General features: G+C 52.4%; 16 protein-coding genes and 1 pseudogene. 9 read left to right on the top strand and 8 right to left on the bottom strand.

Going from position 1 to position 21,815, the window contains the following annotated elements; genetic code table 11:
* Positions 1–771: 771 nt before the first annotated feature.
* Positions 772–1,662, bottom strand: coding sequence for a hypothetical protein (locus GKZ67_RS03490; protein WP_173241167.1), 891 nt, complete (start codon positions 1,660–1,662; stop codon positions 772–774).
* A 1,122-nt stretch (positions 1,663–2,784) separates the two neighbouring features.
* A complete protein-coding gene (locus GKZ67_RS03485) occupies positions 2,785–2,979 on the bottom strand; it encodes a helix-turn-helix domain-containing protein (protein WP_254245205.1) in 195 nt (64 codons plus the stop codon).
* Between the two features lie 484 nt (positions 2,980–3,463).
* Here GKZ67_RS03485 and GKZ67_RS03480 point away from each other — a divergent pair, with 484 nt between their 5' ends.
* The 3 genes from GKZ67_RS03480 to GKZ67_RS03470 all read left to right on the top strand — a co-directional run bounded on the left by GKZ67_RS03480 (position 3,464) and on the right by GKZ67_RS03470 (position 4,465).
* Complete coding sequence (locus GKZ67_RS03480) at positions 3,464–3,883, top strand: hypothetical protein (RefSeq protein ID WP_173241165.1); 420 nt, start codon at positions 3,464–3,466, stop codon at positions 3,881–3,883.
* Positions 3,884–3,934: 51 nt separating this feature from the next.
* On the top strand, positions 3,935–4,153 hold the full coding sequence (locus GKZ67_RS03475; RefSeq protein WP_173241164.1) for a hypothetical protein: 219 nt from the start codon (positions 3,935–3,937) through the stop codon (positions 4,151–4,153).
* Between the two features lie 66 nt (positions 4,154–4,219).
* Positions 4,220–4,465, top strand: a complete 246-nt coding sequence (locus tag GKZ67_RS03470; protein WP_173241163.1) for a hypothetical protein — start codon at positions 4,220–4,222, stop codon at positions 4,463–4,465.
* Positions 4,466–4,640: 175 nt separating this feature from the next.
* Here the strand turns inward: GKZ67_RS03470 and GKZ67_RS03465 are convergent, their stop codons facing one another.
* From GKZ67_RS03465 to GKZ67_RS03455, 3 genes are read right to left on the bottom strand one after another with little or no spacing between them, the layout of a single operon-like run.
* Complete coding sequence (locus GKZ67_RS03465) at positions 4,641–5,324, bottom strand: M48 family metallopeptidase (RefSeq protein ID WP_173241162.1); 684 nt, start codon at positions 5,322–5,324, stop codon at positions 4,641–4,643.
* A 19-nt stretch (positions 5,325–5,343) separates the two neighbouring features.
* Positions 5,344–8,514, bottom strand: a complete 3,171-nt coding sequence (locus GKZ67_RS03460) for a type I restriction endonuclease subunit R (protein WP_173241161.1) — start codon at positions 8,512–8,514, stop codon at positions 5,344–5,346.
* A gap of 20 nt (positions 8,515–8,534) precedes the next feature.
* Positions 8,535–9,710: a restriction endonuclease subunit S gene (locus GKZ67_RS03455; protein ID WP_173241160.1), complete on the bottom strand. Its 1,176-nt coding sequence runs from the start codon at positions 9,708–9,710 to the stop codon at positions 8,535–8,537.
* A 63-nt stretch (positions 9,711–9,773) separates the two neighbouring features.
* Here GKZ67_RS03455 and GKZ67_RS03450 point away from each other — a divergent pair, with 63 nt between their 5' ends.
* Positions 9,774–10,604: an IS5 family transposase gene (locus GKZ67_RS03450; RefSeq protein ID WP_410505028.1), complete on the top strand. Its 831-nt coding sequence runs from the start codon at positions 9,774–9,776 to the stop codon at positions 10,602–10,604.
* Between the two features lie 177 nt (positions 10,605–10,781).
* Here GKZ67_RS03450 and GKZ67_RS03445 read toward each other — a convergent pair whose 3' ends face one another.
* On the bottom strand, positions 10,782–13,577 hold the full coding sequence (locus tag GKZ67_RS03445) for a class I SAM-dependent DNA methyltransferase (RefSeq protein ID WP_173241159.1): 2,796 nt from the start codon (positions 13,575–13,577) through the stop codon (positions 10,782–10,784).
* A 245-nt stretch (positions 13,578–13,822) separates the two neighbouring features.
* On the opposite strand from GKZ67_RS03445, the gene GKZ67_RS03440 reads away from it, so the two are divergent.
* The 5 genes from GKZ67_RS03440 to GKZ67_RS03420 all read left to right on the top strand — a co-directional run bounded on the left by GKZ67_RS03440 (position 13,823) and on the right by GKZ67_RS03420 (position 20,596).
* Complete coding sequence (locus tag GKZ67_RS03440; protein ID WP_173241158.1) at positions 13,823–14,881, top strand: GTPase-associated system all-helical protein GASH; 1,059 nt, start codon at positions 13,823–13,825, stop codon at positions 14,879–14,881.
* 465 nt (positions 14,882–15,346) lie between these two features.
* Positions 15,347–16,087: a TRAFAC clade GTPase domain-containing protein gene (locus GKZ67_RS03435; RefSeq protein WP_173241157.1), complete on the top strand. Its 741-nt coding sequence runs from the start codon at positions 15,347–15,349 to the stop codon at positions 16,085–16,087.
* Between the two features lie 77 nt (positions 16,088–16,164).
* The gene (locus GKZ67_RS03430; protein ID WP_173241156.1) at positions 16,165–16,920 is read left to right on the top strand and encodes a hypothetical protein; all 756 of its coding nucleotides are present in this window, start codon (positions 16,165–16,167) and stop codon (positions 16,918–16,920) included.
* A gap of 17 nt (positions 16,921–16,937) precedes the next feature.
* Positions 16,938–19,493, top strand: coding sequence for an effector-associated domain EAD1-containing protein (locus GKZ67_RS03425; protein ID WP_173241155.1), 2,556 nt, complete (start codon positions 16,938–16,940; stop codon positions 19,491–19,493).
* Entirely contained in the window at positions 19,493–20,596 is a 1,104-nt protein-coding gene (locus GKZ67_RS03420) for a 5'-methylthioadenosine/S-adenosylhomocysteine nucleosidase (protein ID WP_173241154.1), read from the top strand. The genes GKZ67_RS03425 and GKZ67_RS03420 overlap by 1 nt, the downstream gene beginning before the upstream one ends.
* A 344-nt stretch (positions 20,597–20,940) precedes the next feature.
* Here GKZ67_RS03420 and GKZ67_RS22975 read toward each other — a convergent pair whose 3' ends face one another.
* A complete protein-coding gene (locus tag GKZ67_RS22975; RefSeq protein ID WP_254245036.1) occupies positions 20,941–21,336 on the bottom strand; it encodes a hypothetical protein in 396 nt (131 codons plus the stop codon).
* Between the two features lie 105 nt (positions 21,337–21,441).
* Positions 21,442–21,777: pseudogene (locus GKZ67_RS24945) on the bottom strand (TniQ family protein); the annotation flags it as partial.
* Positions 21,778–21,815 lie beyond the last annotated feature (38 nt).

Here is a 21,815-nt window from a genome sequence, read left to right as displayed (position 1 = left end):
AGTGGTAACTTTCTCCCCACCTGGCGCCAACGGTGCTATACCTAGCGGGTGGTAGTCGAGCCTTAAGGCACTCGGCAAGGTATTGAATATGGGTTTCGTAGCGAGGCTTGCTACGAGGCCGCCCGCTGAACCCAACCAGTGCTAGCGGGCAACAGCGGAGAGTTTAAGTTCGACCCTATTGAGCCAGGAGGCAATTTTTGGGCGTGTAATGCACCTCGAAACACGCTGCTAAGGCGCGGGCCTGCGCAGCAAGCAGGCGCTGATAGAAGACGGCCTGCTTTGACCGGCTGGTTGCACTCGCACGAGCGGCGGGGGCTCAACCGGCTGGCCATGAAGCATGTAGGATCATTTATCAAAATAGACGACGGGACAATGAGAGTTATCGGGCTGCTCGTATACGGCCAGCATGTCTTCCAAGCGAGCCAGAAACGCGGCGCTCACTACCCTAGCACCAGTACTACTGGCGCTGCACCTCATTTTTTGCGCACTTGCGCTATTGTTTCATTGGAGATTGTTTCCACCAAGTTCAGCTTCACAACTTTATCTACCAGCAGGCGCAGGGTCCAGCGGCTATGCCCGGTGCGCCCAGTGTGTCGGCCTTTACGGGTGAGCGGTACAATAGTCGTTCGGTCATTAGCGGAGAGCTGCAAGGCGATAATTTTTCTTCTTATCTCTCAGCAACGACCATTGCCTGCTTTTATTTATAAAATTCCCCTGACGCAGTACTATAATTAGTTAGGATGGCCTTGTTTCTAGTCTTACTAATCTGACTTACTTTTTGACATCACATGGTGAATGTTTCTTTCTCAAGCTGAGTCCTTTTATATAATTCCCAAACTTGTTCCATGGCATTTTAAACAGAAATAATAAAATAGCCAAAGTCAATAAAATTATACATACCAATTGAAGAAATGAGAAACTACTAAAATAATCCGACAAGCCAAGGTCTGCGCCATAATCCTCATGATGCGCGAGGAGTAGCACCGGAACAGTACCTTTATCTACTGCAAGATAATAAGAAGTATTATAATCAATAAAAAAATACTTATCATTTACGGCACCAAGGTAGATAAGTATATTATCAGGACATATTCCTTCTTTTTCAAGAAAAGAATTATCTTTAATATAATCATACGAAATATGCTTCTCTATTTTTCTAGAATCTATTGCGCCATAACTAAAAGCGGCAAGAAGAAAATAAGAAGATACAGCCAGTACAAAATAATCTATTGATTTATAAAATAAGTTTTTTGTCTCAAACACTTTTTTATCTCCTTTCTCAAAGTCATTCAGCATAATCTTATTATCAATAACGGAATATGCCAGCACAACCGCCACTGACGCAGTAGGCAAAGCTATTGAACCCCAAAAAACCGCATAATGCATATGGTCACTTTCTATCGAAGTGCAGTACATTATCATGAGAAACGCCGAAACGATAAGCGCAATGAACCACATTACAGTAAGTGTATTTATTTTAGCTATCTGGTATTTTATCGGGTCTATTATTTCTGAGTCTTTTCTTCCCACGTCATTTGCTTTACGTGCCGCAAAAAATAGATAGGTGGCAGCGGCAAATAATTCACCAATGAGCCATAATAATGTAACTGCGGCATTGCGAAGTGGGTATATCAATCCTTTAACTATTCCTGATACATCCATGTATTGAAAAACATCAATGTAAAAATGCCCCAGAATAACAAATAGTAGGTGGAAGATATTACGACTAATAGTCCTAATATAGAAGCGGTTGACTTTATCATTGAATTAAGCTTATTGGCTTAGCCCTTTTTCTTGACAAACACTGTAATATTAGCTACTTATAGCTTCTAGTCACAGAATAGGTATAACAGGTAAAGACTCTCATTAAAAAGTAAAATTTAGGGTGTGGCCTACTCAAATTTCACTCTTCAATGAGAGTACTTTGCAAAGATATTACTTATACCTGGATACTTTTTTACTTGCGTATTACTACACAAAGTTCAGCCTAGCAAACTGACTCTCATCAGCTGGTGGAAACTAGTCTATGCAAGCTCAAAACTAATCAGAAATGAAATTCAGAAAAACTTACCCTTATTCACATTCTTCCCTCTCAGCACCACTATCGTCTAAATTTATTTTTCTTTCATCACCCGAATTACCAATAGGAAATCTAATGATTCCGCTTGCATACAGCATTAGGACAGAGAGACCAAATATGTATGCTACGTAGAACATACCCGCAATTACTTTACCTAAAAACATGGCTTTCGAGAATTAGTACACCATGTACTTTGCAAGTGAAATGCCATTAGTCACGCATATCTGTTCAAAAATAATTATTATTTAGATTAAATTACTATTAGCATTATCTTTATTCCCCACCGCCTTTCAATGAAACATTTCGGCCATATATAAAGCATGTTAAGGACTCTGGGCTATGGAGTTACTTAAGTTTTCAAGTTAGTGTACACTGACCTAAAATCCGCCCTAAGAAATTACCAATTCGGGTTTGGTCTTTCACAGCCCTTTGTATATGGTAGACGATGCATTTTGTCTCAGAGCCATATTGTAAGTGCCAGCCAACTGGTTTTCTACCGCCCGGTATTTACACATGGCAGTTAGAGCCGGGTATATAGGTACTGGCTAGCTATGAAAGTAGCAGTCCAAGGTTTACCCCAGAGCGGGGTTAGCGGTCGGATGACATGTCATCCCGCCCTGTACTAAACTCGCGCACTCGCGCAATAGGTGGGTTAGCTTTATTATCATAGCTAAAAATCGTGCTATTGGCCAATATAAGCCATTTCAGTTCTCCGCGCCGAGCTTACTCTCCACCTGCCTGAGTAACTCGGAGGCAGTTGCTTGGAGAGCAGTGGCCAACTGAAAAATGGTCAGTAGAGAGGGCTGCTTCCTACCGGTTTCCAATTGAGACAAAAACGTACGGTCCAGGCCAGCCTCGTCAGAGAGTACCTCCTGGGATACTCCCCGCGCCTTACGCATCTCTTTGATGACCAGTCCAAACGCCTTGATTGGTTCGCCGCTCATATAAGCGGCAAGCTACCGGGTGAAAATACCCGCCTGTTGTTGTCAGTAGTCTACAAAATTGCGTAGATTGCAGCCCCAAACCAGGTACAAGATGGCGCGCCCCTTCCCCTCGTTCTTAACTTTTTACCCACAATGCGAACCGACGACCAGTCCATCGCTCACTTCGTCATCGGCGTAGCCGGAGTAAACGGCCATCCAGAATTTATCAGGGTGCCTATCATTATCACTCGGGCTATAGAGATAGAGTTAGTCATTATGTAGGAGAAGTCTATTGACTCGAATTATGAGGCTAAGTCAACTCATTACTAATGCCCTGAATGGACCAACTACCTTTTCCTAACCTACCACTGGTTCCTTATACCCAGGCTTCCCCGACTCAACTGGCTAAGGCTGTGTACACAGCTAGGGAGGCGCTGAGGCCTCATTACTCGGACCTCCCGTGGCCGCAGTGCCGCAGTGGTACGAGGCATTCGCTTATTTCCAGCCAATCCTGAGACTGGAAGCTGGTCAGGTGTACGTCACGGCCGAGGGCTTAATGTGCCTGGCCCAGTATTTCGAGGTCCGGCACTCGACATCAGCACCCGCCTCCCAGCACCCAGCAGCAGCAGCTTCGCCACTTGGCCCGGAAGAAGTATCCAGCTCCCTACTGCTCCCAGCCCAGCTTCTCGAAGTCAAAAAGACTTATTCACTACACCCAGACGTGGTAGAAAGCCTGGAGAGGGTGAGCTTCTGGCGGCGAGTCGGCAAATCTACCCTGGTAAACCTGGCCATCCAAAAACTGCTTGCCACTTATCCTGAATCCCAGATACCCTACCTCCGGCTCAACTCTGATTCCGGCATTTTCTCCTACTCCCTATGACCAATCGTTTCTCCCTGTCTGTCTGGGTCCTGCTGACCGGGGTGCTGCTCAGTGGCTGCTCCCACTCCCCCACCACCGACACCGCGGCTAGTTCTATTTCTCCGGCGGCGGTGGCCGAGCGGACCACTTGACTCGCTCAACGGCATTCCCAGCTATCACTTCGGCGAGCCCCTGAGCGCCTTTCCCGGCCTGAAAGAAGGCGAGAGCAATATAGAGGGCATGAGGCGCTATTATTACCCCTCCGACCAGGCCAATCACGGCAGTGGCTAGTTCAGTAAGCACGCCCAGCAGTTGCGGACCAGCTATTACTTCTTTGACAACAAGTTTGCATACTTCATGGCAATTGCCTACAACGACGATCGGCAAGTACTCAAGCAAGATGCCACTTATCTATTTAGCACGGGCGACCGGTTCCAGTTAACGGGCACCATATGGGAGGGTAAGCAGGCGCGGGCCATCTACACGGACCATCCCACTGTCGAGGGGCCAATGCAACAACTGGAGGTAGCCAGTGAGTCTCTGGAAGCCCAGCAGAAACAACGGTCAGCTGCTCGGCTTAAGGCAGAGAACGAAGTGCAGTAGCCGACATGAGGTGTCCACTCATTCTACGGCTGCTAACTAAGTGACGGGCGCGAATGCTACTGAGGAAACACGACATTATTTGAGGTGGTTTAGTCGAAACGAACAGGAAAATTAAGGATGCTATTTGTCTGTTTCGACTAAAGGAATTAATATAATATTTAAATATTTATTATTTCTAATCTAACTCTTCCAGAATGGCTCCATAATCACGCAGCCATTTTTTAGCGTGCTCGTAGAGAGGAAGTTGTACAGCCACAACATTCCAGAAAGTAGTAGAATGGTCGGGTACCAGCAGGTGGGCTAGCTCGTGGACGATGATGTAATTGATAACGGTGCTGGGGGCTTGAATAAGCCGCCAGTTGAAAAGGAGGGCCGCATTGGCCGTGCAGGAACCCCACCGATATTTCAGGTCGAGGAGTTGGATGCGCTGATACGTGACGCCGAGGGACCGGGCAAAACGCTCGACGCGGGGGGTAATAACGGCTTGCGCTTGCTGACGCAGCCAAATCTGCACCAACGCGCTGGCTTTGGGGAGGAGAGCCGCGCCGAGGGTGAAGGTGTGCCCGTCGAAGTGGAGCGGAGCGGTAGGCTCGGAGTCGCTTAGTAATAGATGGGTGCGCCCCAGAAAGTAGATGCTGGAGCCAGGAAGCAGCCTCTGGGCAGGGGAAGCAGCGGGGTACTTCTGAGGATGAGCGAGCTTTTCCTGAATCCAATGCCGCTTTTGGTGCAGGATGGCCTGGATGGTGTCGTCGCTGGTACCAGTGGGGGCATATACCACCAACTGGCGGTCCCGCTCAACCGTGAGGCCGATGGTGCGGCGGCGGTTGGAAAACTTGATTTCGGGGGTGAGAGGCGACATAAGGCAATTTACGACCGAACTACTCAGCGAAGCGAATGAGGTCAGAATATTTGCGGGCGTGCTCCATCAGGCGGGAAACGATGTGCTCCCGCTTGGCAAAGGTGCCGGGCAAAACAGTTCGTAGTTTCAACACTAAGTCTATCAATTCCGCTGCAAGACGATTTTGGGCGTTGATATTGCGCCAGAAGTCGGGGCGATTTAGCTCCACCTTCATGCTGTCCACGATTTCGCTGGTGGTGGGCACAAGGACGCTAATTTGGTCGTCGGTAGGCTTAGTATCAAGGGGTAGTAGCTCGACTACGAGGATGCGGAAGGTGGGCATCTCGCGGCGGCGGCTGAGGCCGTATGTCGGCTCCTGGTATTGGCGACGAATGCGCTGACGTAGCTCTTCGAGGTGGCGCAAAATTTCATTCCAGTTATCGCGAAACTGCGTGATAATGGCGTTGAGCTGGGCGACGAAAGAGGCGTATAGCTCGGGGTCTTCGTTGGCCATGTTGACGGCGAGGTGGTGACGGATGGCGTGCTCGACGCCGGCCGCACGGGCCTTGGGGCTGCTAATGGTGGCAAACTGCTGCTCGAATTCGTCGCTGGTAATGTCGAGCGGAGCTACTTTCTGCTCGACGCCGTGGGCGGTGAGGTAGTCGTCGAGGATGGCGCGGAGCTTGGCCGGCACACCCTTGAGGCTGAGGCGCTGGTCGTGGTAGTGGCGGCCCGCCATGACGTTGATTTGCGCAAACTCTTTGAGGTCGGCGTCATAAAACAGCCCTTCCTTGTGGGGAAACAAGGCATCGAGGGCGCGGGCAAACTTTTGGAACTTGGTACTGAACTCGTAGCGAAAATCATCGTCGTAGAAAAGCTCGTACCAAGAATCGAGGTCGGTGAGGTCGGGCAGGTCGTGGGTGGTGGCTAAGGCCAGCAGTTGCTTGTGCGCTTCCTGCACAGCTTGCAGCTCTTGGTCGAAGGAGTCAAGTTCGCCGGTTATTTCCCGGCGTTCTTCCTCGTCGTAGGCTTCGAGGGCCGCGTTGAGGTGCTTACCCACGCCCACGTAGTCAACGACGAAGCCACGGGTTTTATCCTCGTTATACACGCGGTTGACGCGGGCAATGGATTGCAATAGGTTGTGGGCGACGATAACGCGGTCGAGATAGAGCACCTGCTCGATGGGCGCATCGAAGCCAGTTAGCAGCATATTGTTGACAATCAAGATGCCTAGGCTACCAGGGGCCAGCGGCTCGCCGGGGCCGGGCACGACGGTCGGAAACCGCTGCTTGAACTGCGCAATGTGCTCGGTATGGTCAGCTTCTTTGGTATGGTCGGTGAGGCGCTTCGAGTCGTTGTGGGCGTGAGAAATGATGACGGCCGCCCGCAGCGCACGGAGCTGGTCAAGGGGAATGAGGGTAGGGTTGGCTTGCTCCAGCTCGGCCAGCAGTTCGGGCAGAGCAGTTTGTAGCTCTTCGTAGTAGCGCACGGCGGCCTCGCGGGAGTTGGCTACAATCTGGGCTTTGAAACCGTTGGGTAGAATGTGCTCGGCGAAGTGGCGGAGCATGTCGCGGACCTTGGCCCGAATGACGGGCCGCGACTCTAGGTAGGCGTCGCGGGTGGCGCGGGGCAGCACTTCGAGCTGCTCGTCCACGCTAAAGTCGGCAAACACGTCGGCGAAGCGCCCTTCGGCGGCGGCTTCGTCGCTCAGTTCGGCCTCGTGGGTACGGCCCTCGTACACGATGCGCAGAGTAACGCCGTCGGCGTTGGCTTCGCGCATGGTGTACTTATCGATGTAGTCGCCAAATTTCTTGCTGGCTTTTTCGGTGGGCGTGCCAGTGAAGCCGATGCTGGTGGCGTTAGGTAGCGCCTGGTCGAGGTTGGCGGCGAGGCGCGAAAACTGCGAGCGGTGGGCCTCGTCGGTAAGGACGAGGATGCGGGCGCTGTCGTTTAGCTCCGGGAAGATGGCTTGCAGCTCGGTTTCCTGAAACTTGTGAATCATGGCCAGCGTCACGTCGGCGGTGGTGCTGCGCAGGCGGGCCTGGAGCTGGGTGACGCTGCCGGCCACGCGGACCGGATAGCCGAGCACCTGGCTGGTTTCGTGCAGTTGGCCTTCGAGCTGGGTGCGGTCGGTGACGAAGACGATTTTGTAGTCTTGTAGGTCATGGTGGCGGAACATCTCGCGCACCAGAAACATCATGGTCAGCGACTTGCCCGAACCTTGGGTATGCCAGACAAGGCCGCCGCGCTGGCGGGGGGTAGCGCCCTGGCGCAGACGGGCCACGGCCTTGTGCACGGCCCGGAACTGCTGATGCCGGCCCACTACCTTGACGAGGTGGCCCTCGTCGGTGGTTTGGAAAACGGTGAAGCTAGCCAGCAGGCTGAGCAGGTGGGCAGGCGTGAGTAGGCCGTGGGTGAGGCGCTCCTGGTCGTTGGGGGTGCTGGACGAAGCGGGGTCGGCGCGCCATACCTGCGCCAGTGCGGCCGGGTGGGGGTCCGACCACTTGTAAAAGTGCTTGCGGGTGGTAGTGGTAATGGTGCCAAAAACGGCCCCGGTGCGCCAGGTGGCTACCGTGACCTGGTTGAAGTAGAACAGCGCGGGGTTGCCGAGGCCCTGGTACTCGCCCTGGTTGGTGTAGCGCGTGAGCTGGGTGATGGCCTCGGTAAGCGGGTCGTTGATTTTGGGCGACTTGGCCTCGATGACGACCAGGGGTAGGCCATTGACAAAGAGCACTACGTCGGGCCGCATAAGCTTGCCGGTAGGGTCGCCGGGCACGCGCACCTTGAACTGACATACGGCGTGGTAGTCATTGCCGGGGGGCGTGCGAAACTCGTGGATGCCAGTGAAATCGAGCAGCCGCACCACGGGGGTACGCTCGCCGGTCTGGCGGTTCTCGGCCACGGTCAGGCCTTTGAGCAGGCGCTCGTGGGCCAGCTGATTGGTGCGCACGAGGCTGCTGGCCGGGAAGCTGAGTAGTTCGGCTATTACCCCGGCTAACTGGTCGGGCTGGAGCCAGGGATTAAGGCGCTGGATGCTGGCGCGCAGCACGGCCGGCAGATAGGTCTGGCCGAAGTCGGCGCGGCCGGTGGCGGTTAAGTCGTCGCCGCCCGAAACGCTGGTATCAATGACAGTGTAACCGAGGCTTTCGAGCTGGGCCAGGAGCGGCAGCTCGACGTGGTTGCGTTCGTCGAGCTTGTAATTGACGGGCATGAGCGGGGGTAGCGGAGAGGTTAGGCGAACAGCGCTTCGGCTTCTTGCAGTACAGCGGGGGCGTCCGGCGCTTGGGCCGTGGGCGGGGTCAATAGGTCATGCATCAGGCCGGCTTTGAGGCGGTTGAGCTTTTCTAATGACCGTTGCCGATATTCTATGTCTTGTATTGAAGCATGAGCGATGCGCGCAATTTCACGCTGCTCTTCCGAACTCCTGGGCAGCTTAATCTGAAAATTCTCAACATCACTTTTCGTAATGTTGGGGTCTTTTCTAGTGCTAATAGCGACTTTCTTCCAGTTGCGACGTCCTAGTTGCAATGCGAGAAGAATGTACTCCATTTGTATGTTCTCCCTCGGAATTAGGGCTGAAATAGCTTGATTGGTAGCTGCCTCTTTTTTCAAGATAGCAGTTCTGCCAATTTGCTCCCAGCCTCCATACATAGCAACCAAAACGGTATCAACGGGAAATATTTGACACGATGACTCAGCTAAAGCAGTTTCTGTAATGCTTTCTTGAGTTTCATAAATCGGGCCTTCATCTAAATCAAGGGTCTTAACCCAAGGTATAGTACCATGGAGGTAGTACCGCTCATGTCGGTTGCGCAAGGGCGTGCTACCAGATTTGATAGAAAATTTTTCTCCAAGCGAGGTTATATCCCACTCCACCGGAATGCGCCCGATAGCCGAATCTTTAAACTCGTGAGTCTCTTCGGAGCGGCGGCGACCCTGCTCGTCCACGCCGTAGGTCAGTAGGTCGTGGAGCAGGCCGGCACGCAGGCGCTCGTGCTTGGCAATGAGGGCTTCGGTTTGGGCGATGAGTTGTTCAAGCGTAGAAATACGTTCGGCAATGCGTTGCTGCTCCGCTTTTTCGACGGGGATAATTACTGCCTCCTCTTTATAATCATTCAGCTTAAAATTGATGATGCCAGTGGTTTGCTGCTGGTATTTCATCACCCTGCCGCTCTGGTACAGAGTATATAGAAGGTAGAAAACGTACCGATTATCAAACTGCTCCCGGACTTTGCAAACTTCAATGAAGTTAGACGCTGTGCCCCCTGTATCGATAGGGCAATACACTACCCGCCCAGCTGGTTGGGTAGGGCTGCCACCACTTTTTTCAATCAGAATATCGCCGGCTTGAATTTGCCGGCGCTTTAGTTTGGCTTTGAAGCTGTTTAGGAAGTAGGCTGGAAACAAAAAAGACTCCCACGGCAGAGAGAAATTTGGGGTGCGACCCAACCAAGTTTCTTACGCCTGCCCGTGGAAGTCCTCTCCAAAGATATCATCGTGACCTGGCTACTGCCCTATTTACCCTTTCCCAGCCAGGGCCGGCGGCGGCGCGTGGCTCCGGCCGAGGTGGTGGGCGCCATTCTCTACAAACTCAAAACCGGCTGTCAGTGGCGCTGGCTACCGGTGGCCGCCCTATTCAGCGGCGAGCCCCTGAGTTGGCAGGGGGTGTACTATCATTTCCACACCTGGAGCAAACAAGGGGCCTGGAAAAAGCTGTGGCTGACGCTCTTGCGCCTACACCGCCGCTTGCTCGACCTCTCCAGCGTGCAACTCGACGGCAGCCACACACCGGCCAAGAACGGCGGGGTGGCCGTGGGCTACCAGGGCCGCAAAGCGGCGCGCACCACCAACGCCCTGTTCCTGGCCGACAACCAGGGCCAGCCGCTGGCCCTGGCCACGCCCCAGGCCGGGCAGCACCACGATACGTTTGAGCTGGAAGCCGTCTTTGGCGAGCTTTGCCAAACGTTGGAGCAGGCGGACCTGTGCCTGCAAGGCTTGTTTCTGAACGCCGACAAAGCCTTTGATGTCAACAGCTTACGCCAGGCCTGTGCCCACCGCGATATTGAGGTCAACATCCCGCGCAACCGGCGTTCGGCCGACTGGCAAATCGACGATGATACCCTGTTTGACCCCGAACTCTACCGCCGCCGACAGGTTATTGAGCAACTCAACGCCTGGCTCGACGGCTTCAAAACGCTACTCGTGCGCTTTGAAACCTGCCTGCATACCTGGCTGGCGTTTCACTGGCTGGCCTTTACCGTGCTACTGCTGCGCAGAATTGGTCGCTCGCCTACTTCCTAAACAGCTTCTTTAGATACATTGCGGTACGCAATGTCGGATAAGTCTAAGGTACCGTCGTTGCAAAAGTTAGTGGACCGTAGCACCGAAACACCCGATTCACCATCACCATCATTTCCCCATTCGCCTGGAATGGTGTACTTGAACAATTGCCCAATCTTGATTTCGCGTACTGACATGCTACACGTAAGCTAATTGGCTGTAAACTTCACTCATATCAGCACGAAGCTGCTGCTCAACTTCTTCAAGTATTCCCAAGGAGTTGATATACTTCTCGGCCAGGTTCTCTAACCCAGCTAGCAGCTGCCGCTTCTCGGCCAGCAGGTAGCGGGTGAGGGCGGTGCTCACCAAGTTATGGTGTTTTTGGAGAATCAGCTCACGAGCCTCCTCTTCGGTGATGATGCCGCCCGCCTCGGCGAGCCGCCGCTCATTGGCCTGGATGGTCTGCTCGATGTGGGCAACTGCTTTTTGGGCCGTAGCGCGGGTTTTGGCAAGGGCCTTGGCCGCAGCGGCCACGGGCGAGCCGCGCCGCTGGGCGGCAGTGAGGGCGGCCTCCAGGGGCGTGGTGGCCGCCAGCAGCGAGCTAGCCGCCAGGAGGGTCTGAATCTCGGTTTCGGTGGTGGCTAGGGCTTGCTGCGCGCGGGTGAGGGCGGTGCGATTGTCGGTGTCGTCGATGCCGTAGAGCTTGAACTCCACGAACTGGTTGAGGCGGGCGCGCTGGGTTTTGTAGACTTTGCGCAGGCGCTTCACTTCCTGCTCGGCATCGGTGAGGTGCTGGGCGTGCAGGTTGAGCGGGCGTTGGTGAACCGCATCGAGGGCGTTGAACAACTCGGTGGTTAGCCAGGCGCGCACCAGCTTGAGGGTCGGCTCCTGGCCGTCTTCCAGCTCGGCGTTCACGTCGGCCAGGCATTCGTCTAGGGTAGCTTCGGCAGCTTCCAGCTCGTCGGCGGTCCGGGCCAGCTCGGTCAGCTCAGGCCCGAAGAACCGGGCTTCGACCAGCGGGGCGCGCCAGGGGCGCTCTTTTTCATCGTCGGCGGCCGGGGCCTTGCCACGGGTAGGCTCATCCTCGACCAGCAACGATGGCGACCAACCCACCGAAGTGATGGTGCGCAAGTCGTCGCGCACGAGGCGCCACCAGTTGGCAAACACACCGGCTAGCTGAAACTCGCTCAGGATGCCGGCGGGCAGCAGGTGCTGCACCAGCGAGTGGCGTAGCTCGGTGCGGCTTTTGGCGAGCAGGCGGCGGTCGGAGTGGTAGCTATGGGCTAGCCGGGCGTAGGAGTCGCGGGCCTCGTGCCACCACTGCTCAATCTCGATTTGCTGGTGGTGCAGCGTGGCGTGCAGGCCGGCATCGGCTTCGAGTAGGGCGCGGAGCTGGCTGCGGTCGGCAGCAATGGGTGGGGCAAAATCGAAGTAGGCCGGCTCAGTTGGGCGTGGCTGCACGAAGGTGGGCAGCTGCACGCCGAGCGCTGCGGCGCGGGGGCGCAACGCCTCGACCTCCGGGGCCGGCAGGCCGCCGAGCAGGTGGGCGCGCACGTCCTGGGGCTCGGGCGACGGGGTGTTGTCGACGTAGCGGCGAATGTTGAAGTTGGCCCCATCGGCTTCCAGCTCGGTGAAGTCTACGAGGCGGGAGTAGGCGGTTTCGGTGCGGGCCTCGTGGAAGACAGTTACAATCTTTTCGGCGTCTTCGGGACGAAGGAAGTTCATGGCCTTGCCGGGACCGTACTCGGCATCGGCGTTGATGAACAGCGCTTTGCGAGCGAGCTTAGCCGGTTTCTTCTTGTTGAGTACGATGATACAGGCCGGGATGCTGGTGCCGTAGAAGAGGCCGGGGGGTAACGAGATGATGGCGTGCAGCACATCTTGCGCCAGTAGCCGCTGCCGGATTTTCTGCTCGGCCCCGCCCCGGAACAATACGCCGTGGGGCATGACGGTGGCCGCCATGCCATCGGATTTGAGCGACTCCAGCATGTGGAGCAGAAACATGAGGTCGGCCTTGTTCTTTTCGGGCGTAAACAACCCGTCGAAGCGCTCTTGGTGCTTCATATCGGCCTTCTTGTAGTTCTGCGAGAAGGGCGGGTTGGCCAAGATGCGGTCGAACTGCTGGAGCAAACCAGTAGCAAGGTCTACGTGGCCCGGTTCAAGGAGCGTATCGCCGTTTTCGATGAGGGCATCGGGCACGTCGTGCAGAATCATATTCATGCGGCAGATTGCCCACACCGTCCCGCTTTTCTCCTGGCCGTAGAGGCGCAAGTCGCGCGGGTCGTGGCCGTGCTCCTCCACGAATTGGCGCGACTGGATGAGCATCCCGCCCGCGCCCGCCGTAGGGTCATATACCGACATGCCCGGTTGGGGGGCCAGCAGGCGCACCATGAGATTAACGACGCCAGCGGGGGTGTAGAACTCGCCGGCCTTCTTGCCAGCGTCGTCGGCAAACTGCTCAATCAGGTATTCATAGGCCGCGCCGAGTAGGTCGGGAAACTCGAAATTGTCGTTGGTGAGGCGGTACTTATCAAACTTCTCGATGATAGCCACCCAATTGGTATCGGATACGCGAGCCTGGGCTTTGCCGCGAGAAGCGTTGAAATTGATGTTGTTTTTAAGCATCCCCTCAAACTGCCCGGCGTTTTGGTCTTCAAGCTGGCTAATAGCTTGGTTGAGCACCGTGCCGACCTGGACTTTCTTGTGGCGGATACTTTCCCACCGCGCCTCGACGGGTACAAAGAAGGTTTCGCCATAGGAAGTAGGACTGTTTACCAGCTCCTCTACCTCGTCGGCGGTGAAGTCTTGCTGCTCATACTTGCGGCGCAGGTCGGCCTGCTTCTGGTCGAACTGGTCAGATAGGCGTTTTAGGAATAAGATACCGAATATATAATCCTTGAACTCAGCGGCATCCATCGAACCACGCAGCTCGTCAGCGGCGGAGAAAAGGAGGCGTTTGAGTTGGTCTAGTGATACTTTAGTGTGGCGACGCATATAAAATCTTTAGAAAGCTTATTCGGCTTGGCCAAATTGCTTAGCAAACTTACTGTAAAGTAAAGTATGTTTGCCGATGAAATTACCGTTGGGCTAGCTTTCCAGCAGCCGGACAGACATAGGTTTGTAGCCAACCCAAAGCAGCCCAACCTTTTCTCTTTTATCAGCCTTGTCAGGCATTAGTCAGATGCGCTTGGCAGGCAGCAGAACGCACTACAAGTTTTAGCAAAGGCCAATTTTTACCTATGGAACGCAACGAGGTTTTCTACGACTGGCTACGCGCAAAACTCTTCGAGGTAGAAGATGACAAAGCACGGGAAGAATGGTTAACTACCTCAGTCAATGAGTTGGCCGAAGTCTTGGCTAAAAAGCCACACGAAGTGCGGTGTTACACCTTAGTTGCGCTTGATGCCAATATTCCAGTTGACAATTCGCGCATTGTAGCCACTTACGAGATAGTTAAGAAGCATTGGACCAGCGTAGAGGGCAAGTACCCGCAGGCCCCGACAGGCATTTTACGTGGGGTAATTTTAAGTGCCCTTTATCAGCTTGGGACTAAAGACCCTGAACTTTGTCGGATTGTCTACTACACAGCCAGCGGGTACGCTCAATTTGTGCAGTTCGGAAGTGAACAGCCGGTTATTGACCGTATCCTGCGCGAATTTGGACGGGACGTGGAAGATGAAGCGACAAGTGAGTGGGAACTAGAAAAGGCCCCTGCTGCACCATCTTTTGCTCAATTTAAGCTAAAAGACTTCAAGTTAGGCAGTGCTAAGGTTGATGACGCAACGCTAAAAACCTCGCTACAAGCGGCGGCAGGTATTACTGAAAGTGGCTATGCCAGCTACAGTCAAAACCAAAGTCAAAACCAAGTCTGGGCCACCAATTTTGCTGGTCTTGCTAGTGCAGGCATCACTGGAGCAATTGAGGCAGCAATTAAAGGGTTTGGCGAGTCGCTTTCAACGACCGCGCTTCAGAATGAAATTAACAAGTTTTTCACAGGTGTAAGTGAATCACTTGCTACGGCATTTGAAGGGTCTTTTCATTCATTGCAAGCAGTCGAGCAACGAAGTAAGCTGCTTTGGTGGAAGGAAACACTTTACTCTGTGGCTTTGGGAAAAGGCTATCGGGAGATTGATACGGCTGTACTACCAGTGGTTATGGCAATCGACCTAGCTAAGATGTTACCGGACGTAACGCCTGTGAGCGTGGACTACCTGCTAACTGATACATACCGAGCCGTGGTGGGGGCACGGTGGAAGAGAAGACGCTATCTGAACTATTGTCCCCATTCGACGAAGTAGCATATCAGAAACTGTTGGCCCCTCACCTACCTATCATGACTGACTGCGGAGAGCGAGCTACTCTGACGTCATTTCTAGCTCAGATTGTTCATGACCAACGGCAGCCAAAGAAGCTATCAGCTTACACAGGGCTACGCACTACAGATGTGGCTACAGCCGCAGAACTGGCGGTGCTAGTGTTGCATGACCTACTTACAGAACGCCTCATTCAAGAAGCTCATGTCGCTTAGCTGCCCTATTAAGCACTGCCACCCAGAGGATGGGGAGTGCCAACAAGGTTGTCGACCATTTGAGAAGTGTCCTAACTTACTGCGCGGTGAGGGCGCGTTAGAGGCAGGCACAGCAGAGCCATCAGCGGCGGAACTAGATGGACGTCGAGTAAGCTGGACCGGTAGCGTCTTAGGCCTGACAGACTTGGAGCCTCTTATGGCTCGCTCACGAGTACTTCTCTTTGGGCTAGCTGGCATGGAAAACGCAGGGAAAACCACCTTCCTGGCACTACTTTATTCGTTGTTACGCCGAGGTCAACCTATTCCAGGCTATCAGTTTGCCGGCTCCTACACATTAGCAGGCTGGGAGCTTATCGCGGGGTTTCTCACTTTTGAGGACGGATTCAATCAAGTGAGCTTTCCACCTCATACCAGCCGCAATGCCGGTCGGATACCAGGCCTACTGCACCTAGCATTGAAAGATGAGGCCGGGCACCTACTAGATGTGGTTTTTACTGATGCGCCTGGAGAGTGGTTTAACGAGTGGCGAAGCAACGAGCAAGCAACCGGGGCAGAGGGGGCAGAATGGATATACAAGCACGGGGACGGCTTCCTACTATTTGCCGACTGTGAGGAACTGGCTGGCCCGAATAGGGGTACGGCCCGCACGAACATTCAGATGATGGCAGACCGGTTGGTAGCAAAGCTGGGCAAAAGGCCGCTGAGTTTAGTTTGGGCGAAGTCTGATATTGAGAACACGCGGCCCACTGTGCGAGAGAAACTACACAGCTACATTCAGGCAAAGAACCCATTACGCTATCAGGAGTTTGCGGTAAGCGTGAAGCAAGATGAGGAAGCAAAGTGGCACCGGCAAGTATTAGAAACGGTGGCGTGGCTGTTAGACACCATTCGCACTGAACCAGGTAAACGGCAGCCGGCTATTCCATCGGCTACAACAGATGACTTATTTCTGCTGCGTCGCAGCGTATCAGCATGAGCAAGGCGCACCGGCTATTGATTATTGGGGGCCCAAACGTGGGCAAAACGCACTTTGTGGGGCAGTTATACCACCGATTGGCAACTGGACTCAGTAGATATCGGACAGTAACAGCGCCAGCCGACCTGACCGTTATACAGGCTGTAATTGACCGGTTGGCAGGTGGATTAGCCGGGGCGCACACCGAAAGTGGGCTGAATGAAGAAATTAGCTTTGTGGTGGCCGACGGCCAAACAACAATTGAGCTTATTTTCCCTGACTACGCAGGCGAGCAAGTGCGAAGCTTGGTGAGTGACCGACTGATTTCGAGTCGTTGGCAAGAGCTAATAACACAGTCAGATGAATGGCTGCTATTGATTCGGCCTGACATGATTCCGACCTTGGAGGATATTACAACCCGTGGATTGGCCTATGTAGAGGACTTACAAGTACGCCTGGGTAAAGTTCAGCAAGAGGCAGAACTAACGGCCCCTGGCTTCTTTATTGAGCTGTTGCAAATGATGCTGTATGTAAAAGGTAAGTCAGCACTAGCACCTATCAGTGAACCCCGGTTAACGGTGGCACTTTCGTGTTGGGATACATTAGGGTTAGCTACTTCAGGGGTTGTGCCAGCAGTGGAGCTGAAGCAACGGCTACCGTTTCTAGCTGCTTTTTTAGAAACCATCTGGGCACCTGATAACTGGCGAGTGTGCGGCCTTTCCTCACTGGGCCGTTCGCTGGACGCGACTAATCCAGATGAAGATTTTGTAGATGATGGGCCAGAAGCTGCGGGGTATGTGGTGCTACCTTCTGGAGAGCATGACCCCGACTTGACGCAACTTATAGCATTTTAATCCTTGCTGTCAATCTTGTGCTACAAATTCATCAGGCATATTTCGGGGCAGTAAATGGCACCTCGCATGGGCAGCTGGCAAGTAGCTTGGGGGACAAGAATCTACGTTCCTTCCTAGCAGGGTTTACTGACCGGCCAGGCGTGCCGCCGGCAGGCTATACACTTCAACCTTACTTAGCCGCAACTAGCTTTGAAAATTACTATTTGATTTGCCGGACTTGGCCTGACGTGGCAGTCGAGAGGCAGGGCATGGTATTTACGCATGTGCTGATGCTACCAATTCAGCAATTGGCCGAAGCTCCTGCACTTGGGCCTGTGCTAGACCTCTTACTGAATGCGCCGCCAAGTTTAGCGGAACGCCCGACCACTTTGAACCCGTTTACTTTGTCTGCGTCTGACAGTAAACTGCCTGAATCAGCCAGCGAAGTACCGGCGAGTTGGTTAGTTATTACCAAGCACTTGGTAGACTCCAGTGAACTAACCCCGGTTTACGCGTTCAGTGATGCTGTTCATTTCCAAGCGCTACTAGAAGCATTGTGGCATGGCCTACCCGTTTCACTTCGCGCAAGGCTTAGTTGGGGAATTAGGTTTACACCACCGGGGAGCAGGGACGTTACTCCATTGTTAGTGTATGTTCCTGCGGAACTAGAAGTAAAATGGCGCGGGAAGGGCGTAATTCAGTTAGATACTGACGAAATGAAGACACCTGAGCTTCCAATTGACCAGTTACTTTTTGGCAATGAGCAAGGGAGTAACTTTCGGGACTTTGTGGCAGCTATAGAAGTTGGTCCACAATCATTCGAGGCACTAAAACGTTGTCAGCGAGCTTTTCAGCAATACAAAAATCTATTGACAGCTACGGCAGACGTTGGAGAGTTATTAGCACTAGTGCGAACTCTACGACAGCTACAACCTGACCCTGGCAAGGCAATTGATATCAAACGTCAATCGATTAAAGCCTTAACAGAAGCGTTACTGACTGACGGGGCAACAGAAGCAATGGCATTACGCGCTGTGCCAATGGAGTCATTTCAGACCGGAGCGGAACAGTTAGGGAAAGCGGTTGGTGTTGTTATAGAGCGCGCAGTCACAGCTGCAAACTCGGACCCCACGTTACAAGGCAACCTATTGCAATACTTAGCTGAAGCTAATCCAGCGATAATCGAAAGTTGGTGGCATGAAGCAGCTGCCACCGCATTTACACAAACTTTATCGGCAGGCTCTGAGGCAGCTGCAAAAGTTATTTGGCTTGGCTTAGCAGGCAATCCAAATGTGCGTGCCTATGTGTTAGAAACTGTTCCTGATACTGCGGCATGGGAGCAAGTGCTAAGTCAAACCGTACCGGCATCATTATCCACGGTAACAGCTGATGTTGTAACAACTTTTAGCGTCAGGCGGAACTGGTGGGACTTATTCGCGGCAGCAGTTGGAGCAGCTTATGCTCCAGCAGAAGCAGTGCGGAAACAGGTGAAGGCTGAAAATGGCCTTCACCTTTCTACCTCTACCCGCGTGAGTAAATTAGCGAAGAAAGTCGCAGATAGTGATTTGGTAGAACTAGCTGTAGAACTGCGAAGCAAACAGCTACAAGAGTTAGCAGGTGACGCTTGCGGCCGCAATCCGAAGCTACTGGCGTTAATAGATGCGAGCCAGCAATCCTGGCGAGCAATCTGGTCAGTATCACTATCGTATACTAAATCACTCACAGCTGGATTAAGTAAGCCTAAAGAAACCATCGATGTCTTTCTCACCGAGGTATCTACCGGCCGAGCCAATGACACCCAAATATTAGAACTGATTGCTGCTTCAACATTTGCCAATGTATTGCATTTGCCAGAACGGAGTAATCTTTGGGATAAACTACCGACTAGGCTTCAGTCGAAGTTCATCGTAGCTACCCTTGATGAACTGGTTGAGGAAATATTAGCCAACAGTTGGGAAGGTGATATTGAGCCTGTTTTGGTCAAGAGGGCCCAGAGCATCGAGTTTATAGGAAAGTTTTTAAGGGAGAAACGTAACGACCCAGCGGCCGTGCTGAGCGTTAATACTCTACTTCAGAATCTAACTGATGCTTATCTGAAGGACTACATTAATAATCTCATCTCAATAAATGGAATTGTTGCAGTACAATTAGGACAGCTTGTAGCTGTTCAAGGCTGGAATTTATCTGCTCGGTCAATCCTAGAAAAAGCCAGATACAATACTGATTTTCTACCAGCATTGAATGAATGTGCTGGAATGTTTGGCTTTATTGATAAACTCATCCATAGCAAGTTATTTGGTCACCAAGTAACCAAAGCCGATGCGTGGAGTGCTTTCGAAGAGACAATGGCTCACCTGTATGAAGAAGGCCCAGATAAAGACAATATTTGGAAAAGGGCTGGCGGTGATGTAACTAAGCTCACCAATGCTCAGAGCCGTAGAGCACAATGGACAGCGGCTATCGGACTACTACGATATGGCGGTGGCGGGAAAAAAATATCAGCTGAATCATTGATTCGCGCTGCACTTGATGACTACAAAAACAATTCTAACTTACAAGCTTTGGCAGGCTTGCAACACCTATTCAAATCATAATGAAATCCGATATACTTGTTATCACCGCTCTGGCATTAGAATTCAAGGCAGTAGAGCGGCTACTTATTAATCCCGAACCTATTAGGCATCCCACTGGGGCACGCTACAGTCGGGGCACATTCACTGCGGGTCAGCATGCTTTTTCGGTAGCTATAGTCGAGACTGGTGCTGGAAATGTGAACGCTGCCCAAGAAACAGAGCGTGCACTTCCTTTCTTTCAGCCGGAGTACGTTTTTTTTGTGGGCATAGGAGGAGGCATGAAAGATGTTGCTATTGGAGATATTGTTATATCATCAGAAGTAATCCATTATGAAGGTGGCAAAGCCGGTGATGTTTATAAACCTCGGCTAAGTATCTATCCCGCAAACTACGAATTGATGGCGTTAGCAAAGCTGATAGCACGAGACGCTTCTTGGCAACATAGAATTGACGATGGCCTTGGCACCTTTAAGGCTGAGGTCAAACCGATTGCAGCTGGGGAAAAAGTAGTGGCCTCCGAGCGCTCTCTAACTTACGAGCTATTAAATCAATCGGTGAGTCAAGCGTTAGCCGTTGAAATGGAAGGCTATGGCTTTTTAGCTCCTATACACGCTCACCACAAAAAGGGAATTGTTATCCGAGGTATTTCTGACTTGCTCAAAAATAAAGAAGCAGCCGATGCTAGCGGAAGCCAGCCATTGGCGGCGCGCAATGCAGCAGCATTCTTAGCAGAGATGCTTGCTGAGTTAGCGGAGGAATCCATTCAGGCCAGAAATACTGTTCATACTGTCGATATCCCTGCTATTTCCCAGGTAGCTACTATGCCGCTTTCCACAAAATTGCTTGATAACGCAGAATGGCGGCATCAGCTAGCAAAAACATTAGCTGGATTATACGAGGTAGGCCCAACTGAAAGTGCTGGAGCTTGGAAGCGTGCTGGTGGCAAAGTTGGATTTTTGAGTAGTAGCAGTTCTATAGAAGCGCAATGGTTTACAGCAATAGAACGCTTAGCACAAGGTGGGGCTGGTGATATTACATTGAGTTCACTATTACAAATGGCACGAGAAGATTTTAGAGGTAATTCAAAAGTTCAAATTTTATGCAAAGACATTGGCTTAGATTAAATTACTTCGTTGAGGCTGCGAATTGATTTAGATTTACTTCCGTGGTAGTCGGCTGTTCAAACGCTCCCTCGCCTATAAGACACCCCACTAACTAACCTATACTCTGCTTATTTCAGATGTTTAGTAGTTATTATAATTAATTTTTATTAAATTAACATATATTATACATCTAAAGTGGCACTATTTCCTTCTCGGCAAGAAGGTTTGAAAGTATCTGCCTACGTATAAATTCTCGACAATTACTTTCTGAAACCAGAATGGGATATCAGGCAGTGCATATAGAAATGGGGTACTAGTAATAGGATAACGTCCCACCATTTCCAGAAATCGTCCGGGCCAGTCTGTTAATAGCCACTGGGCCTGCCGCAGCACGCCCCCCTTACCTGCAAGGGGAGTTGTTCAATCGATACTTTCCCTGTTCGTACTGTAGGGTCCACTGCTACCGGGCTCCAACCGGTTTCGATATCCATCGCTTTCTGAAACGCCTGGCTAGCCGGACGGGCATTAATGAGTTGCTTCATCAACTGGCGCAGCACGACAAAGTATAGGTGCGGGTAAAAGACCTGCTCGTTCCAACCCTCACCCAAGATACGCTCCAGTTCCAACTGGTCGGCCAGCACCAGGGATGGGGCACGCTTTGTAGCTACCGTGGCCAGGTTGAGGCCACACTGAAAGCAGTGCGAGATAGGCTTGTCAGCTAAGGCAGATTTACGGCCCAGTTCTACCCGAAAGAACGTCACTGGCCGCTCACAATATGGACAGCGGTCCAATAAGTACACTCCACACTGCGTACAAACATGCGATATTGCCAGACGCCAGTGTGTACGGAAGTAAGGTGTCGGCCCATCTTTCTGAAGGCATTGCGGGCAATACAACAACCCGTAGTAGCGCCGGGTGCGGTGGTAGATACCCAGTGGCAATACCCATGGCGCAACAGTGCCATGCCTTGCATGTGGGTGCAGTCGGCCCTCGTAGCGCTGTAGAACTGTTTTCTCTACCTTGGCTAGGGGCGTGCCTGTACGTAGAGCCAGGGTACGCAACATGCTTTCGGGAGCGCTACGGTCCAAATCCGTGTTCCACACATTAGCTCCGGGAAACAGCATCCGGCCAAACGTGTGCGTCTTCGTTAGATGGTCATGAGCCAGGCGCGTCAGCCAGCTGGAGAGCAACTCGTCGGGCATCGGATAGGTCGCACAGGGCAACCGGTTGGCTTGGTCCA

It is taken from the genome of Hymenobacter sp. BRD67 (assembly GCF_013256425.1).
GTDB lineage: Bacteria > Bacteroidota > Bacteroidia > Cytophagales > Hymenobacteraceae > Hymenobacter.
This window is presented reverse-complemented; position numbering and strand designations above follow the sequence as displayed.